We start from the raw sequence: 17,840 nt of genomic DNA, 5'->3' as shown, positions 1-17,840 counted from the left end.
TAGCGCTCTCCTGCTGATTGGCGTAAGAGCGTGGACTTGCTGGATGGACCCGGACGTATGCTGCGCGTTGGCTGCTGAACATGGCCTGTCGTGCCAGCCCCGAGAGCGCGGACCGCTCGAATTCAGGACGCGTAATCCAAACCAGGTGCAGCATCTCAATGCGACGCTTGGCACGGAACTATAGGGCCTAACTATTTACCACTTGGTCGGTGTCACGTCCGCGCATCAGCGGGCGAGAATAGAGTGCGTCAGATTGCGCCTGTACCGACCCGCAGACATACTGATTCGCGTGTGATTCTCACGCAACCCATCCGATAGGCAGATTCATAAGCTAAGGCAACGCCCCATCCGCTTATTCGCTCCAAGTTGCTTAGACAGTTGGGCGCTATCGCTGCAACTCAAAGTGAATCACCGCCCAACGCTTTTCAGCGGTTGATCAAAGCTTGAAGTATCGTTTGCGCAGCACGCTTGCTTATCGATTCAAACTTGGCAAACTTCAGGTCTTCTCTGACTCCTCGAGCACCCTCGTCCGCGAGTCTTACGTATCTCGCTGCTGGTAAAAGTTTAGCGCCTTCATATCCCTGGATGCGCCGTTTCGCAGAATTTGGCTCTGCTGAATCAATTCGGATCTAATACAGGACGCTCCGAGCGTCCGAATTCGGACACTTTTGATTGGCGACTATGGCCTCGCATAGAGATCGAGCAGCCTTCCTCTTCGCCTTGTAGGTCTAGGTCTCTTGCTGATGTCCGAATTCGGACACTGGCAACCGCTCGCATCGGATGCGTTTCACCCTTTTTGCAACTTGTGAACCGCGATCGTCCTCGGCCATGAAAAAGAGCTAGCTCGCGCTATCTGTTCACGGTATCGTCTGTTCGCAGCGGTCGATTGCACACATCTGTCCGTCAAACCTAAGCGCCATCCAGACTTAGAAGGCTACGAGGCTCGGGAACTTTCCCCTAACAACCACTGATTGACAACCATCTGACGTTGTCCGAATACGGACACTCGGTCGTGAAGCGTCTCGAAGGCGATAAAAAAAACCGCCGAAGCGGGCTGCGATCATTCGAGCAGGGTCAGAGCTCCGGGGCGTCATGGCCAATGTGTTGTCCCAATCGGGACTGCGAACCCGCCTGTCCGAATTCGGACACTTAACCCTACACCTCCCTTGAAGACCGCCTCCTCACCACTCCTTTAAGACCGTCCGAATTCGGACACGCCACCGCAAAGCGTCTCGCATCCCCAATAAAAAAACCCGCCGAAGCGGGTTCTGATCATTCCGATTGGATGGAAAACATCTTCCCTATGTGTTCCCTCAGCTGATTTTCCTGCTCCTCCGTAACCACACCCGCTTTGAACTTGAAAGTAAGGCCCTTGACGTCCTTCGTAATGCTGCCCGCCTGAACCTTACCTGCGAAAATCTTGAGGATGCTTCTGCCGCCGGCGTCGCTTGTCGGATTTCCCCGCGTAGCTTGAGCATTCATGCTCGCTGCAACCTTCGTCTGTACCAGATCTCCAGACACAACCTGCGGCCACAGTTCCTGAAGTGCCTTCAACCCCTGCTCACCAGTCTTCTTAAGCGCGTTGGCGATATCCTGCGCCGACGACGCGCCCAGCACCGATGGCTTGAGATCCAGATCACGCTTCACGAAATCGGGCAAGGCGTCATACGCAAGGAAGCGATACAAGTCGCTCCTCGAGATTCCCATCGCCTCCGCAAGCCTTGTTCGATTGGGGAATTCCGACTCCGCTCGACGAATAGCAATCGCAATTTCATAGTCGGAGAGATCGTCACGAGTGACGTTCTCCATGAGCGCCAACGCAGCCATGTCCTGATCCGTGCATTCGATTACCACCGCACGAACCGTTTCGCGATTGATCAGCTTGTGCGCTCGCCAGCGTCGTTCGCCTGCTACTAGTTGGAACGAGTCACCAACGCGACGAACCGTAACAGCCTGCAGCAGTCCTACTTCGCTAATCGAGCGAGCGAGTTCCGAAAGCTTTGCTTCACTGAACTGGCGTCGGGGTTGCCACGGGTTGGGCACAATCTCATCGACGCGAATTTCTGTTTCAACGCCTCGAGCTTCCAACTCCTGAATCCGCAACTGTGCCGCAGCCAATGCGCTCGTAATCCCCGGCATCGTCTGCGGACCACGATTCGTCTTATCCTTTTTAGCCTCTCCCTTGAAGTCCGCAGGCTTCGGCAGATTGGCCGTCTTGGCCATGAGTTGTTCGCGTATGTTATTGCTCATGCCGACTCCTTCCAGGATTTCACAAACATGTCGTCCAGCCACTTGGCGTATTGCATCATCGGTTGCCGGACACGCTGAAGCGACTTTGCCGTCGAGTGTGTGCTGACCACGTCCAGTGCCGTCGAAAAAGACAATGCGCCGCCGCTCATGACGGAACTCGAGGGAATCTCGAACGGATCGAGCCATCGGCCATATGCGCTTTGCGCCCACTGTCGAACCACTGGCGCCGACGACGTCTTCCCATAATCCACCTTCGACAACAGGATGGAGATAAAGTCATAGACCTTGTCTTCCTCGTAGGGAAGGAAGTCCTCAGCGACATCCGAGAAGAGACGCCAGAACGCCAATGAGCTGATGAAGTCGAGGTTCTCGGGAATCATCGGCATGAGCAACGCGTCGGCGGCCAAAAGCGCGTTCAAGTTCATATATGACAGCGACGGCGACGTGTCGATCAAAATATAGTCGTACTGCGATCGAAGCGGTTCGAGGCCTTCGCGAAGCACAGCCCAGAACCGATACCCTTGAATCGTCTTCTGCCGCGCAGGCAACAGGAACTCAGCTCCGTAGAGGAAAGTGTGGCCCGGTATGATGTCGAGTCCGTCCCAGTACGTCGATTGAACGCTGGCGCCGAGACCGCCTTCCACGTTCTGGTCATATATATAGGGCAGCACGGTGTCGTCGCCCGAAATCTCTTTCTCAGCGTAGAGTCCGCACAATTCCGAAGCCGATGCCTGCGGATCAAGATCGACGAGCAGCACCTTGCGTCCGAGCAGCGTCAGCGCCTGCGCGAGGCAAACGGTCGTCGTCGTCTTCGCCGATCCGCCTTTCAACTGAGCGGTCGTCAGCACCTTGCCCCGGAATGTGCCATCGCCTTCGTCGAGACGTGTCTGATAGATATCAGAGGCCATCTTCACCCACATGCGAACTTCCGGCAGCGTAAACGTACGGCTTCGACCCGTTCCATTCAGTGTGCCCGCCGGAAGTCCACCTTCACCTTTTGTGACGAGATACTGAATCTGCTGCCGCGTCAGATTGCACATCTCGGCCAGTTCGCTGATCGTGTAGTAGGGCGCGACTTTCCTCGGCCGGGGCGCCAGGATTTGCTCTCGCAGGTTGTCCGAGAAGGGTTCCAGGTTGTCTGCGAACTCCGCGACTTCGCGGAGTGTGACCTTGCGGTCTTCCATCGGTAGTGTGCCAACGTTAGCCATTCTGCGCTTTCTCCATGTATTGACGTCGAAGCGCAGAATACACGAATATGCGTAAACGAGGTTGTAGCGCCGCGAGATTTCAGGATTTTCCAATCCCGAACCGCCTTAAACCCTTGATTTCACTGGTGCTGCGCGTCCGATCCGGCCGCATTCAGCACCCGAAACGGCCCTCCGTACGTATCAAATTCGCCGCATCAAGCAACCCGAAACAGTATCCGCACAAAAACCACCCCGGGGGCGGTTTTTGTGCACGGCTGTCCGAAGCTCAAATAATGATCAATTTCATAGACTTAGCACACGTACCTCACATCAAACCTGATGATCGCCGCCTGTGTTCGTTCGGTTATTTTGTAAACCTTAAACTCGCAAACCTACAAACAGAGGGCAGTAAACCCTTTCAAATCAAGCGACCGCCCTGTGGATAGGGACGGTTTTTGTGATCAGCAGGGCGGTTTTTGTGCTGGTGTAAACGCATTTTGGGCAACCCTGGGCGATTTTTGTGTCGACCGGGGCGGAAATTGTGCGCAACGGATGCTCGCCGGGGTGTTTTTTGTGTCGCTCCGAACGAATCCGGGTTGGACCGCCACGGGGCGGTTTTTGTGTTGACACCTCTTGCTCGCCTGATAGAGTGCCCGTGGACCGCAGTCGACAAACGCATGGAAAACCGAGAACTCACCGTTACCCCTCAGCAACTGGCGCTGGACATCTACGAAGACATGTCCGCCCAGGGCTCGGCTATCTCCGAGTCGACGAGGGACATCGGTTTCCTGCGCAACAACATCTTCACGCGTGTCGGCGGGCTCGGCATCGCCGCGCGCCGCGTGCTGGACGCCGCTTACTTCATCGTCGCGACCAAGGCGCCGGAAGAGCTGATCGACGACAAGGTCTACACCTTTTCGGCCGACATCAACTACTTCAAGTGGCTGATGCGCTACGACAGCCGCAATCACAGCCACCTCATCACACAGATGCGCGCTGCGGCCCGGGCTCGCGTCGAAATCATGACGGCCCCGTCGATCGAGGAAATCACCGAAAAGGATTCGTGGGGCACCATCAGTCTGCTGGGCGATTGCTACATCGAACGCAACGTCGTGTGCATTCTGCTGGCCGGACGCGTCATCAAGTACCTCATCAGCCCCTACAAGGCTCACTGGCTCAGCTTGCGGGCCTCGACGGCCTTCTCGCTGTCGCTGTCCCGCGCCATTTACGACCGCCTGATTCCCTGCGAGGGTCACGGCGTGACCGAATGGTTCGCCTACGAAGAGGTACTCGAATGGCCGGGCAAAGTCGGCGAATCGCGCAAAGAGGTGAAGGAGTTCAAGAAGCGCTTCCTGGAACCCGCCATCGACCAGTTGAACGAGGTGTCGGATTTCGATGTCAGCTGGGAGCCCAACGCCGAGCGCGTACCGCCGGAGAAGCTCAAGATCCGTTTTCGCTTCACGAAGAAGCAGGGCGCGGATGCCGCGCGCGCCGGCATCCAGGACTCGATGTACCTCCTGCTGCACAACGAATTCGCCTTCGATACCCCTGACTTCGAGCGTCTCGCCAAGCAGCGCGACCTCTGGACCGACGAGCGCCTCGAGCAGGCGATCGAATACACGCGCTACAAGCTCAACGAAGGCAAGGTGACGGTGAGTCCGCGCGGCTACCTGTTCAAGGCGCTGGAGGGGAATTACCGGATCGGCGAAGCGGATCGCAAGATGGCGGCCGTCAAGGCTCGTCAGCTCGAGGACGATCGCAAGGATCGCCGTTCGCGCGATGCCGCGCAGGCCAAGCTCGAAGCCAGCATCCAGGTGCAGAACGACACGGCGAAAGCCAAGATGAGCGAGGAGGTCCGCGCGGGCCGCGAATACTTCGAGTCCGCCGATACCCCGTTGCGCCGCGATCTGTGCCACGCGTTCCTGAGCCAGCTGATTCCGCAGCGCCTGATCGAGAAGCAGGGGCTGTCGCGCGATGCGCTGAATGCCGACAACATCCTCACCGTGAACCGCGTGGTGTGCGATGCATTCTGCTCGCACGTGTTCGCGAAGATGAAGAAGGCGCGTCCGAGCCGTTGAAACGCGCCGGGCCGTGCGTCCCCGCTACCGGCCATCCAATGGCTTCTGAAGCGCCGCCAGCACCGCGCCGACCACGAGCACCAGCGCCGAATACACCAGTCCTCGCGTGAGCCCTGCGCTGTCCGAGATCTTGCCGATCACCACCGGCCCGACGATCTGCCCGAACGCGAACACGATGGTAAAGGCGTTGATGCCGCGCGCCCACTGGGCGGACGGGAGGTTGTGCCGCACGAATGCCGTCGTCGACGCCACGGCGGACAGGAAGGTCGCGCCGAACAGGGCGCCCGAGACGAAAGCCGCGAGCGGATGCACGATCATCGCGGGAACGAGCGTCGCGACGGCGAGCAGCACGTTGAGGATCGCGAGCGCCTGGCCGCCGCGCATGCGATCGAGCAGCGTGGACCACATGCGCGCCGAGAAAACCGTCGCCACGCCGAGCAGCACATAGAAGCTGCTCACGACCGGCGCACTCATGCCTGCATTGCGCAGCAACGCGACGATGAAGGTCATGTAGCCGATATAGCCGATGCCGAAGCACGCATAGCCCGACAGCGCGAGCGCGAAACGGCGCCGCCGCACGGGAGCGCTTTGCGCCGCGTGCGTCGCATGGCGTGCCGTCGACGCGGACTGCGCGCTTTCAATCCGCCGTGCGGCCGACGCCGCCACCACTGAAAACACCGCGCAGCCGACGGCCAGCGCGAACCACGCGTAGCGCCAGCCGTGCAGGGTGGGCAGGACGGTGAACGGCACGAGGATCGACGAGATGACGATGCCCCAGCCGGTGCCGCCGTAGTAGATCCCGATGACGAGTCCGGCGTCGCGCGGCGAGAGCGAGGCGAGCCGGGCCGCCAGTACACCGCCGCTCACGAAGATGAGTGCGCTGCCGATGCCGGTCGCCACGCGCAGCGCGAGCAGCGCGCGGGTGCCGGTCACGGCGCCGCTCGCCGCCATCAGCACGACCGTGGCGATGCAGCCCGCGACGAACAGCGAGCGCGAGGTGAAGCGCGTCGACCATCGGGAGAAGGCGAGTGCCCCGAGCAGGTAGCCGAACGCGTTCGCGGTGTTCATCGCGCCGGCCTGGGCGAAATTCCACGCCAGATCCTGGCGCATCGGCGGCAGCAGCAAGGCGTAGGAGAAGCGCGCGAGGCCAAGCGCGATCGCGCTGCCGAGCGATAACGCGATCGCGAGCTTCAATGCCTGCACGCGTTCCACTTCGCGCTCTTCATCGCGCGCGTCATTACGCTGGCTCACCCTCTGTCGTCCTCTTGTCGTTTTGCGCCCGCCGTATGGTATCGCGTCGAATGGTCACACTGCTTACACGAGCGATGGCTAAGCTTCGCGACGCTGCGTCGATCGGCGCGCCTCTGCCGGAGAACCCGATGTCGTTCGTGCCAGGCCGCTGCATGGCGGCGGGAGTCGTCGTATTACTGTGCGCAATCGTTTGCGGATGCAGCCGTCCGGACGCGGATGCCGCGCGTCCGGCGCCGTCGTCCACCTCCACTGCGCTCGACAATCCGGCGCCCGCCCCGACCGACACCAGCGAGCTTCAGGACTGGGCCAGACAGGCTACCGGCAGCACCTCCGTCCGCCCGGCGCAGGCAGGCAGCGCGCAGGCATCGTCGGACGCGCTTGCGACCCCCGTGATTCATACGGTGGATTGACCTTTCTCCTCACCCTCCCCGCCTACCGATGAAAAACAAGAACCGTCGTGACTTCCTGCGCGCGTCCGCCGAAGCGGCCGGCGCGGCCGCCGCGCTGAACGTGATGCCGCTCGGCATCCGCCAGGCCCTGGCGATCCCCGCCAACAACCGCCATGGCTCGATCGAGGATATCGAGCACATCGTCGTCCTGATGCAGGAGAACCGCTCGTTCGATCATTACTTCGGCACGCTGCGCGGCGTGCGTGGCTATGGCGACAAGAGCGCGGTCACCTTGCCGAACGGCAAGCCCGTCTTCCATCAGCCGACGACAGCGGGCGCGGGCGAGCTGCTGCCGTTCCATCCGGCCGCGGCCAACCTCGGGCTGCAGTTCCTGCAGGGCTTGCCGCACGACTGGGTGACCGGACACGCCGCTTTCAATGGCGGCCTGTACGACCAGTGGGTGCCCGCCAAGGGCACGACGACCATGGCGTACCTGCAACGCAACGACATCCCGTTCCACTACCAGCTCGCGGACGCCTTCACGATCTGCGACGCCTATCACTGCTCGATCAACTCATCGACGGATCCGAACCGCTACTACATGTGGACCGGCTACGTCGGCAACGACGGCACCGGTGGCGGCCCCGTCGTCGATAACGCGGAAGCGGGCTACGGCTGGTCGACGTTCCCCGAAGTGCTGGAACGCGCGGGCATCTCGTGGAAGGTCTATCAGGACATCGGCACCGGTCTCGACGCGAAGAACAGCTGGGGCTGGACCGACGACGCCTACATCGGCAACTACGGCGACAACTCGCTGCTTTACTTCACGCAGTATCAGAACGCGCAGCCGGGCAGCCCGCTGTACGAAAAGGCCCGGCGCGGCACGAACGCCGCCGCCGGCGACGACTACTTCACGCTGCTGAAGCGCGACGTCGCGAACGGCACGCTGCCGCAGGTCTCGTGGATCGTCGCGCCGGAGGCGTTCTCCGAGCATCCCGAATGGCCGGCGAACTATGGCGCGTGGTACGTCGATCAGGTCCTGCAGGCGCTGACGTCGAATCCGGAGATCTGGAGCAAGACGGCGCTGCTCATCAATTACGATGAAAACGACGGTTTCTTCGATCACGTCGTGCCGCCGTTTCCGCCGGCGTCGAGCGCCAATGGCTTTTCCACCGTCGATACCACCAACGAGATCTTTCCCGGCAGCTCGAGCTACGCGACCGGACCGTACGGACTCGGCGCGCGGGTGCTGATGCTGGTCGTGTCGCCGTGGTCGCGCGGCGGCTGGGTGTGCTCGGAGACCTTCGACCACACGTCGGTGATCCGCTTCATCCAGAAGCGCTTCGGGCGCGCGCACGGTCTCGCCGAACCGAACATCTCGCCGTGGCGCCGCGCGATCTGCGGCGATCTCACGTCCGCCTTCGACTTCCGCCGCCCGAACGCCAATCTGCCGACACTGCCCGCCACGACCGCCTACGCGCCGCCCGACAAGCTGCGTCACACGCCGTATCAGCCGGTGCCGCCCGATGCCCAGACCGTTCCGCAGCAGGAGCCGGGCGTGCGTCCGGCGCGCGCGCTGCCGTACGAACTGTTTGTGCGCGCGAAGACGCACGCGTCGAAAGATGCCGTTTCGTTCGATTTCATCAATACCGGCAGCGCGGGCGCCGTCTTCCTGCTCTACCAGAACGCCAGCACGACGGCCCCGCGCTCGTACACCGTGGAAGCGCGCAAGCGCCTCGCGGACCGCGTCGCGGCGGAGACGGACGGCAGCTTCGATTTCGTCGTGCATGGCCCGAACGGCTTTGTGCGCCGCATTGCGGGCACGGTCGGGAAAGCGCATTCATGGTGGTCGGGCGAGCAGGCCCAACCGGACGTCGCTGAAGCTTACGACGTCGCCAACGGCAACCTGCAACTGCGGCTCGAGAACCGCGGAACGGCTGCGTGCACGTTCAGCGTCAGCAACGCCTACGCGTCGACGAAGACCGTCACGCGGCGCGTACGCGGCGGCGATACGGCGCAGTTCTACCTCGATCTGCGCGACGCGCACGGCTGGTACGACGTCGAAATCAAGGTCGATACCGACGCCAAGTTCCTCCGCCGCCTGGCCGGCCACGTCGAAACAGGCCAGGACAGCATGAGCGATCCCGCGCTCGGCACGTGACCTCCGCCGCGGCGCATCCGCCGCGGTGACTCCCGGATCGTGCGTCCGTCGCCGGGCGCGCGACCGTCTCCATTTCCCCGTTTTCCGGAACTCTTCCGCTCCAATCCGTTCGGAACCAGCTGGTTGCGCGCGCCGTCCGCGCTTGCCTGTCCCGCTGCGACGCGCTGGAACGCACGTCGCCGGGCGGGGGATGCCCGGATGGCCGAATGCCCGGCGGACGAAGAAAATCGATTTCGCGCCACCGCTCGAAGCTGAGAATCGTTTCGACGGCGAGGTAGGTAACGGAAAGCCGGCGCGTCGGGCCGCACCATCATGCCAACAATGAATGCAGGTGCAAACGGAGACGGGGATGAGAGTACGAGCAACTGTGCTGCTGGTTCGACACCAGGCGGTGCTTCTGGTCCGGGAACACGGCGGCCCGTGGCTGCTGCCGGGCGGGCCGGTGGGATTGAACGAGCTGGCGCTGGTCGCGGCGGTGCGGGCGCTGCATGAGGATACGGGGGTCGAGGCGAGCGCGGCCGCGTTCCTGTTCCAGCAAGTGTCCGCGCATCACCTGCATCATGTTTTCCGCGTCGCGATTCCGGACGACATGCATCCGCGCGCCGCGATGGGCGGCGGCATCGACGACGTGCTGTGGGTCGCGCCCGCCCAGCTCAACCAGGTCGCCATGACGCCCGGTACGCGGGCGATCCTGAGCCGGGCGACGGGAATCGGCATCGATCCCGCCGAAGCGCTGCACGGCCACGACGATCCGGGCGCGCGCATCGACAGGCGGCGGCGCTAACGGCGCGCGCCGCCTTATCGTGGCGCCGACGCGGCCGCTGGCTCCGGCAGGATCGGCGGCATGGTGGTGAAGACGGGCGGCTGCGTCTGCGGCTGCGGCGGCGCTTCGGTCACTTCGGCCTCCGGCTCGGCCGGCGCGCGCTTCACGCGGACGGATTTCTGCGGCGCAGTCTGTTTCGTCGCGCTCGGCTTCGGCTCTTTCGTGAAGGTCTGCGCCATCCACGCGCGCAGGCGCGTCACCGTGGTTTTCCACAGCCCCGGCGTTTCCTGCGTGTCGAAGCGGGCGCGCGCGTCGATCAGACGCGCGCGCAGCGCGCGCTGCATGAAATCGCCGACGATTGGCAACGCACTGTGCGCGCCTTGCCCCCAGTAGTCGCTGCGCAGCGTGACGCGGCTGTCGTTGAAGCCGACCCACGCGCCCGCCACCAGTTGCGGCTGCATCAGGATGAACCAGCCGTCGGCGTTGTCCTGCGTCGTGCCGGTCTTGCCCGCGACATCGCCGCGAATCCCGAAGCGCGTGCGGATGGTCGTGCCCGTGCCGCGATTGATGACGTCGCGCATCACGTCGACGAGCTTGCGGGTCGCATCGACCGAGAGCGCGCGCTCGGGCGCGTTCTCGAACTGCGCGAGCACCTCGCCGTCCTTGTTCTCGATGCGCGTGACGAGCAGCGGCTCGATATAACTGCCGTCGTTCGCGATCGTGCCGTACGCCGACACCATCTCGTTGAGCGTGACCGGACTCGTGCCGAGCGCAAGCGACGGCACGACGTCCAGATGACTCTCGCGCACGCCCATGTCGCGCGCGAGCCCCGCGACGCGTCCCGGCCCGACCGATTCCATCAGCTGCGCGGTGATGCGGTTCTTCGAATACGCGATGCCGTCGCGCAGGCTGACCGGCTTGCCGCTCGGCGGGGCATCGTCGGTCGGACGCCAGGTTTCGTTGCTGTTGATCGGAATCTCGACGGCCTGATCGACGATAGTGTCGGTCGGCTTCGCGCCGTGTTCGAACGCCGCGCCATAGACGAAGGGCTTGAAGGTCGAGCCGGGCTGGCGGCGGGCCTGCGCGACGTGATCGAACGGATCCTGCGCGAAATCGCGGCTGCCGACCCAGGCCTTGATCTGGCCATTGCGCGGATCGAGCGCGACGAAGCCGGCCTGCACGCGCGTCTTGCTCTCGCACAGCGACTGCATGAAGCCGCGGTCCGCGCCGAGCTTCGCGAGGGCGTCGGCGTCGTTCATGCCGCCGTCACGCGCCGCGCGGTACTCGCCCGTCTCGCGGATGAACGCGTGCGCGAGATCCGCGTTCGCCTTCGCGCAGCCGCCGCGCGTGCCCCACGCCGCGTTGGCGATCGACTGCAACTGGTTGCCCTGCAACACGAGCGCGTTGGTCGCCATGGTCTGGAGACGCGAGTCGATGGTCGTGCGCACGACGAGGCCGTCGGAATAGATGTTGTAGTCGTTGTCGTCGGCCCAGGCGATCAGCCACTTGCGCAGCTGTTGCGCGAAATGCGGCGCGCGGCCGGGCTCTTCGGTCTGGCGTTCGAAGTCGATGCGCAACGGCCGCTTGACGAGCGCGTCGAGCTTCGCGGCCGGCAGATGGCCGAACTTCACCATCTGGCCGAGCACGATGTTGCGCCGGTCGAGCGCGCGCTCGGGATTGATCACCGGGTTGTAATAGCTGTTGCCCTTCAGCATGCCGATGAGCGTCGCGCTCTGGAGGGCGTCGAGTTCGCCCGCCGACTTGCCGAAATACGTGCGCGCGGCCATCTCGATCCCGTACGCGTTGTAGAGGAACGGCACGGTGTTGAGATAGGTTTCGAGGATTTCGTCCTTCGAATAGACGGCTTCGATCTTGAACGCGGTGATGGCTTCCTTCAGCTTGCGCGTGAGCGTCTGCGAGCGGCCGATCTCCTCCGGAAACAGATTGCGCGCGAGCTGCTGCGTGAGCGTCGAGCCGCCTTGCCGGTCGCCCTTCAGCGTATGCAGCGCGGCGGATGCCGTGCGCTTGAAGTCGATGCCGTGATGCGTGTAGAAGCGCCGGTCTTCGGTCGCGATGAGCGCGTCGACGACCTGCGGCGAAACGGACTTGAGGCTCACCCATTCGCGATGCGTGGGCTTGAATTCGGCGAGCAGCTTGCCATCGGCGGAATAGACCTGCGCAGGCTGATCCACCTTGGCGCGGCGCAGGTCGCGGATGCCGGGCGTGAACGGAATCAGCACCAGGACGTACAGCACGAATAGCGCGGGCAGAAGCAGCAATGTACGCGGCCGCAGATGCGGACGCAGCCGAGGCAGCAGGCGGGCCTGCAACTGGCCGACAAGCTGGCCGAAAAGCGCCCGGGCCAGGGCTTTGAGATCAGACGCGGTCACGACGAAACGGGTTGCTCAGACAAGAAAACCCTGAATCCTAGCGTAATTTTTCAGCAGGCTGACCGTTGGGCGCGTGGTCGGCTCATGCCGGCCTCGTGCCGGCGGTCTCACCGATGGGAAATGCCGTGGTCGAAAGAATCTCGCGCAATACGACGAAAGTGCGAATCTGCCGCACGCCCGGCAGATAAAGCAGCTTCTCGGCATGCAGGCGGTTGAAGCTGTCGCTGTCGCGCGTGCGGATCAGCATGAAGAAGTCGAACTCTCCGGTCACGACGTGACACTCCATGCAGCCGGGCACCTTCTGCGCGGCTTTCTCGAAGGCATCGAAGGAGTCGGGCGTGGAGCGGTCGAGGATCACGCCGATCACCACCAGCATGCCGGCGTCCAGCGCCTTCGGATCGAGCAGCGCGACCGTGGCGCGGATCAGCCCCGCTTCGCGCAGCCGTTCGACGCGCCGCAAACATGCGGGCGGACTCAGATTGACCTTTTCGGCCAGGGCGACATTCGAGATCGATGCGTCGCGCTGCAATTGCCGCAGGATGGCGCGATCGACCCGGTCGGTCTGATGCGCCGTCAGAAGGGCGTTTGCGGGGGGCGGGGTTTTTTTCATTGCGTTTGAAGTCGTTTAAACACCGTAAAAGTTTGCCGTGACGGAAATTGGTGAATGAACGTTAGGCAAAAGTGAATTTTTTTGCAACCCATCCACTGCGAGGATTCTCTAGCATTGTTTCAAGGCGACGCTTCACGCGCGCCGGCCAGAATTCCATCATCAGGAGGATGCTCACCATGAACCTGCAACGTTTTCCCCGCTATCCGCTCACCTTCGGACCGTCGCCCATCCAGCCGCTCAAGCGCCTCTCCGCGCATCTGGGCGGCAAGGTCGAGCTCTACGCCAAGCGCGAAGACTGCAACAGCGGACTGGCGTTCGGCGGCAACAAGACCCGCAAGCTCGAATACCTGATTCCGGAAGCGCTCGCCGAGGGCTGCGACACGCTGGTGTCGATCGGCGGCGTGCAGTCCAACCAGACACGTCAGGTGGCGGCGGTCGCGGCGCATCTCGGCATGAAGTGCGTGCTCGTGCAGGAAAACTGGGTCAACTACTCGGATGCGGTCTACGACCGCGTCGGCAATATCCAGATGTCGCGGATGATGGGCGCGGACGTGCGTCTCGTCGCCGATGGTTTCGACATCGGCATCCGCAAAAGCTGGCAGGAGGCGATGGAAAGCGTGCGCGCCGCCGGCGGCAAGCCGTTCCCGGTGCCGGCGGGCTGCTCGGAGCATCCGCTGGGCGGACTGGGTTTCGTCGGCTTCGCGGAAGAAGTGCGCGCGCAGGAAGCGGAACTCGGCTTCAAGTTCGACTACATCGTCGTGTGTTCGGTCACGGGCAGCACGCAGGCCGGCATGGTCGTCGGCTTCGCGGCGGACGGTCGGGCGCGGCGCGTGATCGGCATCGATGCGTCGGCGAAACCCGAACAGACGCACGAGCAGATCCTGCGCATCGCGAAGCACACCGCCGAACTCGTCGACCTGGGCCAGGATCTCACGCGCGAGGACGTCATCCTCGATACGCGCTTCGGCGGCCCCGAATACGGCTTGCCGAACGACGGCACACTCGAAGCCATCCGCCTGTGCGCGCGGCTCGAAGGCGTGCTGACCGATCCGGTCTACGAAGGAAAGTCAATGGACGGCATGATCCAGATGGTGCGCAACGGCGAATTCCCCGAAGGCTCGAAGGTGCTGTACGCGCACCTCGGCGGCGTGCCGGCGCTCAACGCTTACAGCTATCTGTTCCGCAACGGCTGAGTCGCGCTACGGCGCGGTTTCGCTGAAGGCATGGCGGAAGGCGTCGAAGAGGGCGGCGATGCGTTCGCTGGTATCGGCGTCGAAGACCGGAATGCGCGAGCCGAGCATGTGGTCGAGCAGCGGCGGCGCGGGGTCGTCCACCCGCAGGATGGCGAGCAGTTGCGCTCGCACATCGCCGGTCGCGAGCGCCGCCGTATCGCGGCCCAGCAGCGCCGCGCCGGCGATGTCGGGATCGTGGCCGTGACGCTCGACGAGATCGAAGGCATCGTAGTAAAGACGGTCGAGCTGGGCGGCCTGGGCGTAGCGCGCCATCAGGAACAACAGGTCGATGGCGTCCTTGCGGTCGGACGCGTGCCGGTCCTGCCAGGCGACGATCTTCAGCATCGCCTGCGCGGGCAGCGACGCCACCGGCACGATCAGATCCGCGGCAATGCGCACGGGCAGGGCGGCTTCGAGCGCCTGCCGGAAGCCCGCGACATTCATTCGCACCGACTGATCCGGCGGCCACGCAATCTCGCCGTGTTCGTCCTGCACGCCGCCGAAGGGCACGATGTCGAGCCAGGTGCGCTCGCCGGTATGCGGCGCGCTGAAGTCGAGTCGATGCGCCGAGCGTTTCGGCGCGTGAAAATGACCCGAGGCGATCAGCGTGCTGCGCAGCGCGTCGTGGCCGGTCCAGCTCTGGATCGAGATGCCGATGTCCACGTCAGCAGTGGCGCGGATGGCTTCGATGTCGTGCACATGCGTCAGCAACAGGTCTCGCGCGCTCGCGCCGCCGACGAACCACGCAATGCCCGTGGCCCGCGACGCCGCGACGACTTCGCGCAGCATCGCCGCGACCGGTGCGGCGAGCGGACGATGCGGCAGCAGTTCAAGCGGCAAGATAGCGTTCACGCAGCATCCTCGCGGTTTCGAGATTGCGCGGATCGCCGCTCGCCATCAGATCGGCATAGACGAGCAGCGGGGCGACCACGTTCGGCGGCAGTCCCTCCACAGGTGCAAGCTTGACCGGCGCGCGCAGGAACTCGACGTTGCCGGCGGGATCCGGACGCAGCCGCGCCTTCATGAGCCACTCGCGCGGCACGGTCTCCGCGCAGTATGCCGTGACGCTGGCCGGCTTCAGATACTCGGTCAGGATGGCGGCCGCGGGTTCACCGCCGAACTGGCATTGGCCGGGGAGTTCGGGGACATCGCGCCACCAGTCGTTCGAATCGGCACGATAGCGTCCCAGCACGAGCGATTCGCGCAATTGCCGCGGATAGAGTGTGACCCATTCGTCGATCAGCCGTTCGCGATCCGCGAAACGCAGGCCGCCGCCGTCCGGACGTTCGATCAGATCGCGATGTTCGAGCAGCGCACGCACCGCGTTCTGCACGGTGCCGTGACTGACGCCCGCGGTCTGCGCGATATCGCGATAGGCGCGCTCCAGCAGGGAAGGATCGACGAGCAAGGCGAGCGTGACGCGCAGGGTGGATCGGGTCCAGGTTCTGACGCGGCGCGTCCGGCTTTCGGCGACACGCGGGCGCCCCGAAACGATCACGACGCAATTGCCTTCGATGAGACTGGCGTTGCCGGCGAGATCGAGCGCATCGATATCGAGTTCCCGGCATGCCTGGATCATGTTCGGCGAAAGATGGGTGGTGACGAGCGTCAGCCTTTCAGTGTGCGCCGCGGCGGCGACCGTAAGGGCGCTGAACCGGTCGACGGTTTCGCGCACGACCACAAGTCGCCTGAAGCGCATGGCGCCGGCGCGAAATTCGATGGCGGCATCCTGCGGGCTGCCCCTGGGCGTTTTCACGCGGCGCGCCACCAGCCCGGTGGCGTTGCTGAAGGCCGCCGCCGCTGCATCCGCCATGTGCTCGAGATGTTCTCGTCGAGGCTCGACACGCGCTGCCATGAAAGGTCCATTTGTCCAATTTTCAGCAGTGTACACGAAACGTGGACAGACGAAAAAATTGGACAGAGGCACTGCAGCGCGTACGGGAGACGTCAGAGATAACTACAGATGTAGTCGAGCGTTTCAGTGACGTCGATGTCGAAGCGGCTCTTGCCCGGCACCGAGAACGACTCGCCCGCGCCATAGGTTTGCCAATCCTCGCTGCCGTCCAGGCGAATGCGGCAGGAGCCGGCTTGCACTTCCATCAATTCCGGGGCGTCGGTGCCGAAGTTGAGCTGGCCCGGGAGAATCACGCCGAGCGTCTTTTTCGTGCCGTCCGCGAAGAGGACTGTGTGCGATACGCACTTGCCGTCGAAGTAGACGTTGGCGCGTTTGATAACGGAAACCTGGTCGAATTGCGTTGCAGCCGTCATGGCGAAAATCCTCGAAGTCCAACGGGATAAGAATGAAGCACGCAGCATGCATTCGTGCGGTCCGCCATCTTACAGGCTTGCGCCATGTCGGCAGCAATCCTCCGATGAGACTCCTTGATTCGATCTTTGCGGAATGAATGTCCGCTTTGTCGGGCTGGGCAGGAACGCGATCTTCGAATGGAAATCCGCCTTCCCCGTTGTCCGGCTTCATTACGAATGGGCGTGATCGGCTAATAAAGAAAATTCGAAAAACCTCTGACAAAACATGCCTGCCCAAGAATGTGCGCGCTCGCACATTGTTAAGCTTCTTGTCCGAATAGCATTCTTTCCGACGGATAAAAGCGAGAGGGTAATTACATACCGAACGTGCGGTTCAAAAGGTTAGTAAACCGTAACAACGATTTTCGGACGTAATAATCGCACGATGAAATCGACTGAAGTTTGATCGTCGGTGCGGCTTGCGACGATTCGAGTCAGCGCTTCCATCGGATCAGGAAATCCGATCTTCAGATCAATAACTCAGGATTCCGAACGTGAGAGAGAGGGCCATAAAACCATCGCCACTGCCCGGCGGCGCAAGCGTCGGGAAAGAGTCGCGAACCCTGCCCGCCGTGGCAGGATCGAGCCATTGCGTATCGTCGCCATGCGTTGCGACGATACATCCCGAAAGCCATGCGTCGCACGCCTCCAATCTGTTCGTTGCTGCCGGGCGGCGTTCAAACTGTCGCCGAAAACCCGGTGTCAGGAAGAAGCGCATTCACGGTGTGATCAGCAGGCTATCAATGCCTGGATAAGCTTCACCCACGGAAAGAAAAAGCTTTATTTCCAGACGTCGCTTACAGCTTCGTCGCGGACATATCGATCGTCTTTCCATCCAGAAACAGTGTTTGCCCAATCCGTATCCGGAGATGAGCTTCTTCGGCCTGGCCGATAACGCTCACTCAAAGAGATTCAGTTTTCCTATGGAATGGCAAGTCAGCAATCAGTCAGCTTGATGTCAATTTATCGATCTCAACAATAGACAGATGAATAGTGGAAAACCCAATGTCTTCACTAACGAATATGCAGGAAAACGAAATTCTTCCAACTCAGACAAATGAAAGAAATATCTGTGTGCGCTATCCCACAGTCCGGTATGGGGCGCGCCATGCAGTATCGAATAAAGGCTCCTCCGGAACCGTGATCCTCTATTCGCGTGATTTTACGTTTGCCAGTCGCCCGTGTGGTCCAAAGGGCTCGCGGGCATTATGTGCATCGAAAG

At 62.4% G+C, this 17,840-nt stretch carries 13 protein-coding genes; 5 read left to right on the top strand and 8 right to left on the bottom strand.

What is annotated here, in order from left to right; all coding sequences use genetic code 11:
- Positions 1 to 1,272 precede the first annotated feature (1,272 nt).
- Positions 1,273 to 2,250: a ParB/RepB/Spo0J family partition protein gene (locus tag QCE69_RS21325; protein ID WP_309922803.1), complete on the bottom strand. Its 978-nt coding sequence runs from the start codon at positions 2,248 to 2,250 to the stop codon at positions 1,273 to 1,275.
- Positions 2,247 to 3,458, bottom strand: a complete 1,212-nt coding sequence (locus QCE69_RS21320; protein WP_309932840.1) for an AAA family ATPase — start codon at positions 3,456 to 3,458, stop codon at positions 2,247 to 2,249. The genes QCE69_RS21325 and QCE69_RS21320 overlap by 4 nt, the downstream gene beginning before the upstream one ends.
- A 656-nt stretch (positions 3,459 to 4,114) precedes the next feature.
- On the opposite strand from QCE69_RS21320, the gene QCE69_RS21315 reads away from it, so the two are divergent.
- Entirely contained in the window at positions 4,115 to 5,515 is a 1,401-nt protein-coding gene (locus QCE69_RS21315) for a replication initiation protein (RefSeq protein ID WP_309815294.1), read from the top strand.
- 24 nt (positions 5,516 to 5,539) lie between these two features.
- Here the strand turns inward: QCE69_RS21315 and QCE69_RS21310 are convergent, their stop codons facing one another.
- Positions 5,540 to 6,766 carry a YbfB/YjiJ family MFS transporter gene (locus QCE69_RS21310; protein WP_309932788.1) on the bottom strand — a complete coding sequence of 409 codons (1,227 nt, stop codon included), beginning with the start codon at positions 6,764 to 6,766 and terminating at the stop codon, positions 5,540 to 5,542.
- A gap of 74 nt (positions 6,767 to 6,840) precedes the next feature.
- Between QCE69_RS21310 and QCE69_RS21305 the strand changes: the two genes are divergently transcribed.
- From QCE69_RS21305 to QCE69_RS21295, 3 genes are all read left to right on the top strand, one after another.
- On the top strand, positions 6,841 to 7,176 hold the full coding sequence (locus QCE69_RS21305) for a hypothetical protein (RefSeq protein ID WP_309922799.1): 336 nt from the start codon (positions 6,841 to 6,843) through the stop codon (positions 7,174 to 7,176).
- A gap of 28 nt (positions 7,177 to 7,204) precedes the next feature.
- Positions 7,205 to 9,316, top strand: a complete 2,112-nt coding sequence (locus tag QCE69_RS21300) for a phosphocholine-specific phospholipase C (RefSeq protein WP_309932786.1) — start codon at positions 7,205 to 7,207, stop codon at positions 9,314 to 9,316.
- Between the two features lie 349 nt (positions 9,317 to 9,665).
- Entirely contained in the window at positions 9,666 to 10,100 is a 435-nt protein-coding gene (locus QCE69_RS21295; RefSeq protein WP_309922795.1) for an NUDIX domain-containing protein, read from the top strand.
- A 14-nt stretch (positions 10,101 to 10,114) separates the two neighbouring features.
- Here QCE69_RS21295 and QCE69_RS21290 read toward each other — a convergent pair whose 3' ends face one another.
- Complete coding sequence (locus QCE69_RS21290) at positions 10,115 to 12,469, bottom strand: transglycosylase domain-containing protein (RefSeq protein WP_309932784.1); 2,355 nt, start codon at positions 12,467 to 12,469, stop codon at positions 10,115 to 10,117.
- An 82-nt stretch (positions 12,470 to 12,551) separates the two neighbouring features.
- Positions 12,552 to 13,079, bottom strand: coding sequence for an Lrp/AsnC family transcriptional regulator (locus QCE69_RS21285; RefSeq protein ID WP_309932782.1), 528 nt, complete (start codon positions 13,077 to 13,079; stop codon positions 12,552 to 12,554).
- A 176-nt stretch (positions 13,080 to 13,255) separates the two neighbouring features.
- Between QCE69_RS21285 and QCE69_RS21280 the strand changes: the two genes are divergently transcribed.
- Positions 13,256 to 14,272: a 1-aminocyclopropane-1-carboxylate deaminase gene (locus QCE69_RS21280; RefSeq protein WP_309922790.1), complete on the top strand. Its 1,017-nt coding sequence runs from the start codon at positions 13,256 to 13,258 to the stop codon at positions 14,270 to 14,272.
- Positions 14,273 to 14,278: 6 nt separating this feature from the next.
- On the opposite strand, the gene QCE69_RS21275 is transcribed toward QCE69_RS21280, so the two are convergent.
- From QCE69_RS21275 to QCE69_RS21265, 3 genes are all read right to left on the bottom strand, one after another.
- The gene (locus QCE69_RS21275) at positions 14,279 to 15,163 is read right to left on the bottom strand and encodes a nucleotidyl transferase AbiEii/AbiGii toxin family protein (protein ID WP_309932780.1); all 885 of its coding nucleotides are present in this window, start codon (positions 15,161 to 15,163) and stop codon (positions 14,279 to 14,281) included.
- A complete protein-coding gene (locus tag QCE69_RS21270; protein ID WP_309932778.1) occupies positions 15,141 to 16,166 on the bottom strand; it encodes a type IV toxin-antitoxin system AbiEi family antitoxin in 1,026 nt (341 codons plus the stop codon). The genes QCE69_RS21275 and QCE69_RS21270 overlap by 23 nt, the downstream gene beginning before the upstream one ends.
- A gap of 92 nt (positions 16,167 to 16,258) precedes the next feature.
- A complete protein-coding gene (locus QCE69_RS21265; RefSeq protein WP_309922785.1) occupies positions 16,259 to 16,579 on the bottom strand; it encodes a pyrimidine/purine nucleoside phosphorylase in 321 nt (106 codons plus the stop codon).
- Positions 16,580 to 17,840 lie beyond the last annotated feature (1,261 nt).

Origin of the sequence: Caballeronia sp. LZ032, assembly GCF_031451315.1 — a bacterium.
Lineage (GTDB): Bacteria > Pseudomonadota > Gammaproteobacteria > Burkholderiales > Burkholderiaceae > Caballeronia.
The sequence above is the reverse complement of the archived record's forward strand: the minus strand, read 5'-3'. Positions and strand labels throughout refer to the sequence as shown.

What these genes read in the sequence shown, in the direction of transcription:
- QCE69_RS21325 (WP_309922803.1), bottom strand. Translation starts at nt 2,250, where the DNA reads ATGAGCAATAACATACGCGAACAACTCATGGCCAAGACGGCCAATCTG.
- QCE69_RS21320 (WP_309932840.1), bottom strand. Translation starts at nt 3,458, where the DNA reads ATGGCTAACGTTGGCACACTACCGATGGAAGACCGCAAGGTCACACTC.
- QCE69_RS21315 (WP_309815294.1), top strand. Translation starts at nt 4,115, where the DNA reads ATGGAAAACCGAGAACTCACCGTTACCCCTCAGCAACTGGCGCTGGAC.
- QCE69_RS21305 (WP_309922799.1), top strand. Translation starts at nt 6,841, where the DNA reads ATGGCTAAGCTTCGCGACGCTGCGTCGATCGGCGCGCCTCTGCCGGAG.
- QCE69_RS21300 (WP_309932786.1), top strand. Translation starts at nt 7,205, where the DNA reads ATGAAAAACAAGAACCGTCGTGACTTCCTGCGCGCGTCCGCCGAAGCG.
- QCE69_RS21295 (WP_309922795.1), top strand. Translation starts at nt 9,666, where the DNA reads ATGAGAGTACGAGCAACTGTGCTGCTGGTTCGACACCAGGCGGTGCTT.
- QCE69_RS21285 (WP_309932782.1), bottom strand. Translation starts at nt 13,079, where the DNA reads ATGAAAAAAACCCCGCCCCCCGCAAACGCCCTTCTGACGGCGCATCAG.
- QCE69_RS21280 (WP_309922790.1), top strand. Translation starts at nt 13,256, where the DNA reads ATGAACCTGCAACGTTTTCCCCGCTATCCGCTCACCTTCGGACCGTCG.
- QCE69_RS21270 (WP_309932778.1), bottom strand. Translation starts at nt 16,166, where the DNA reads ATGGCAGCGCGTGTCGAGCCTCGACGAGAACATCTCGAGCACATGGCG.
- QCE69_RS21265 (WP_309922785.1), bottom strand. Translation starts at nt 16,579, where the DNA reads ATGACGGCTGCAACGCAATTCGACCAGGTTTCCGTTATCAAACGCGCC.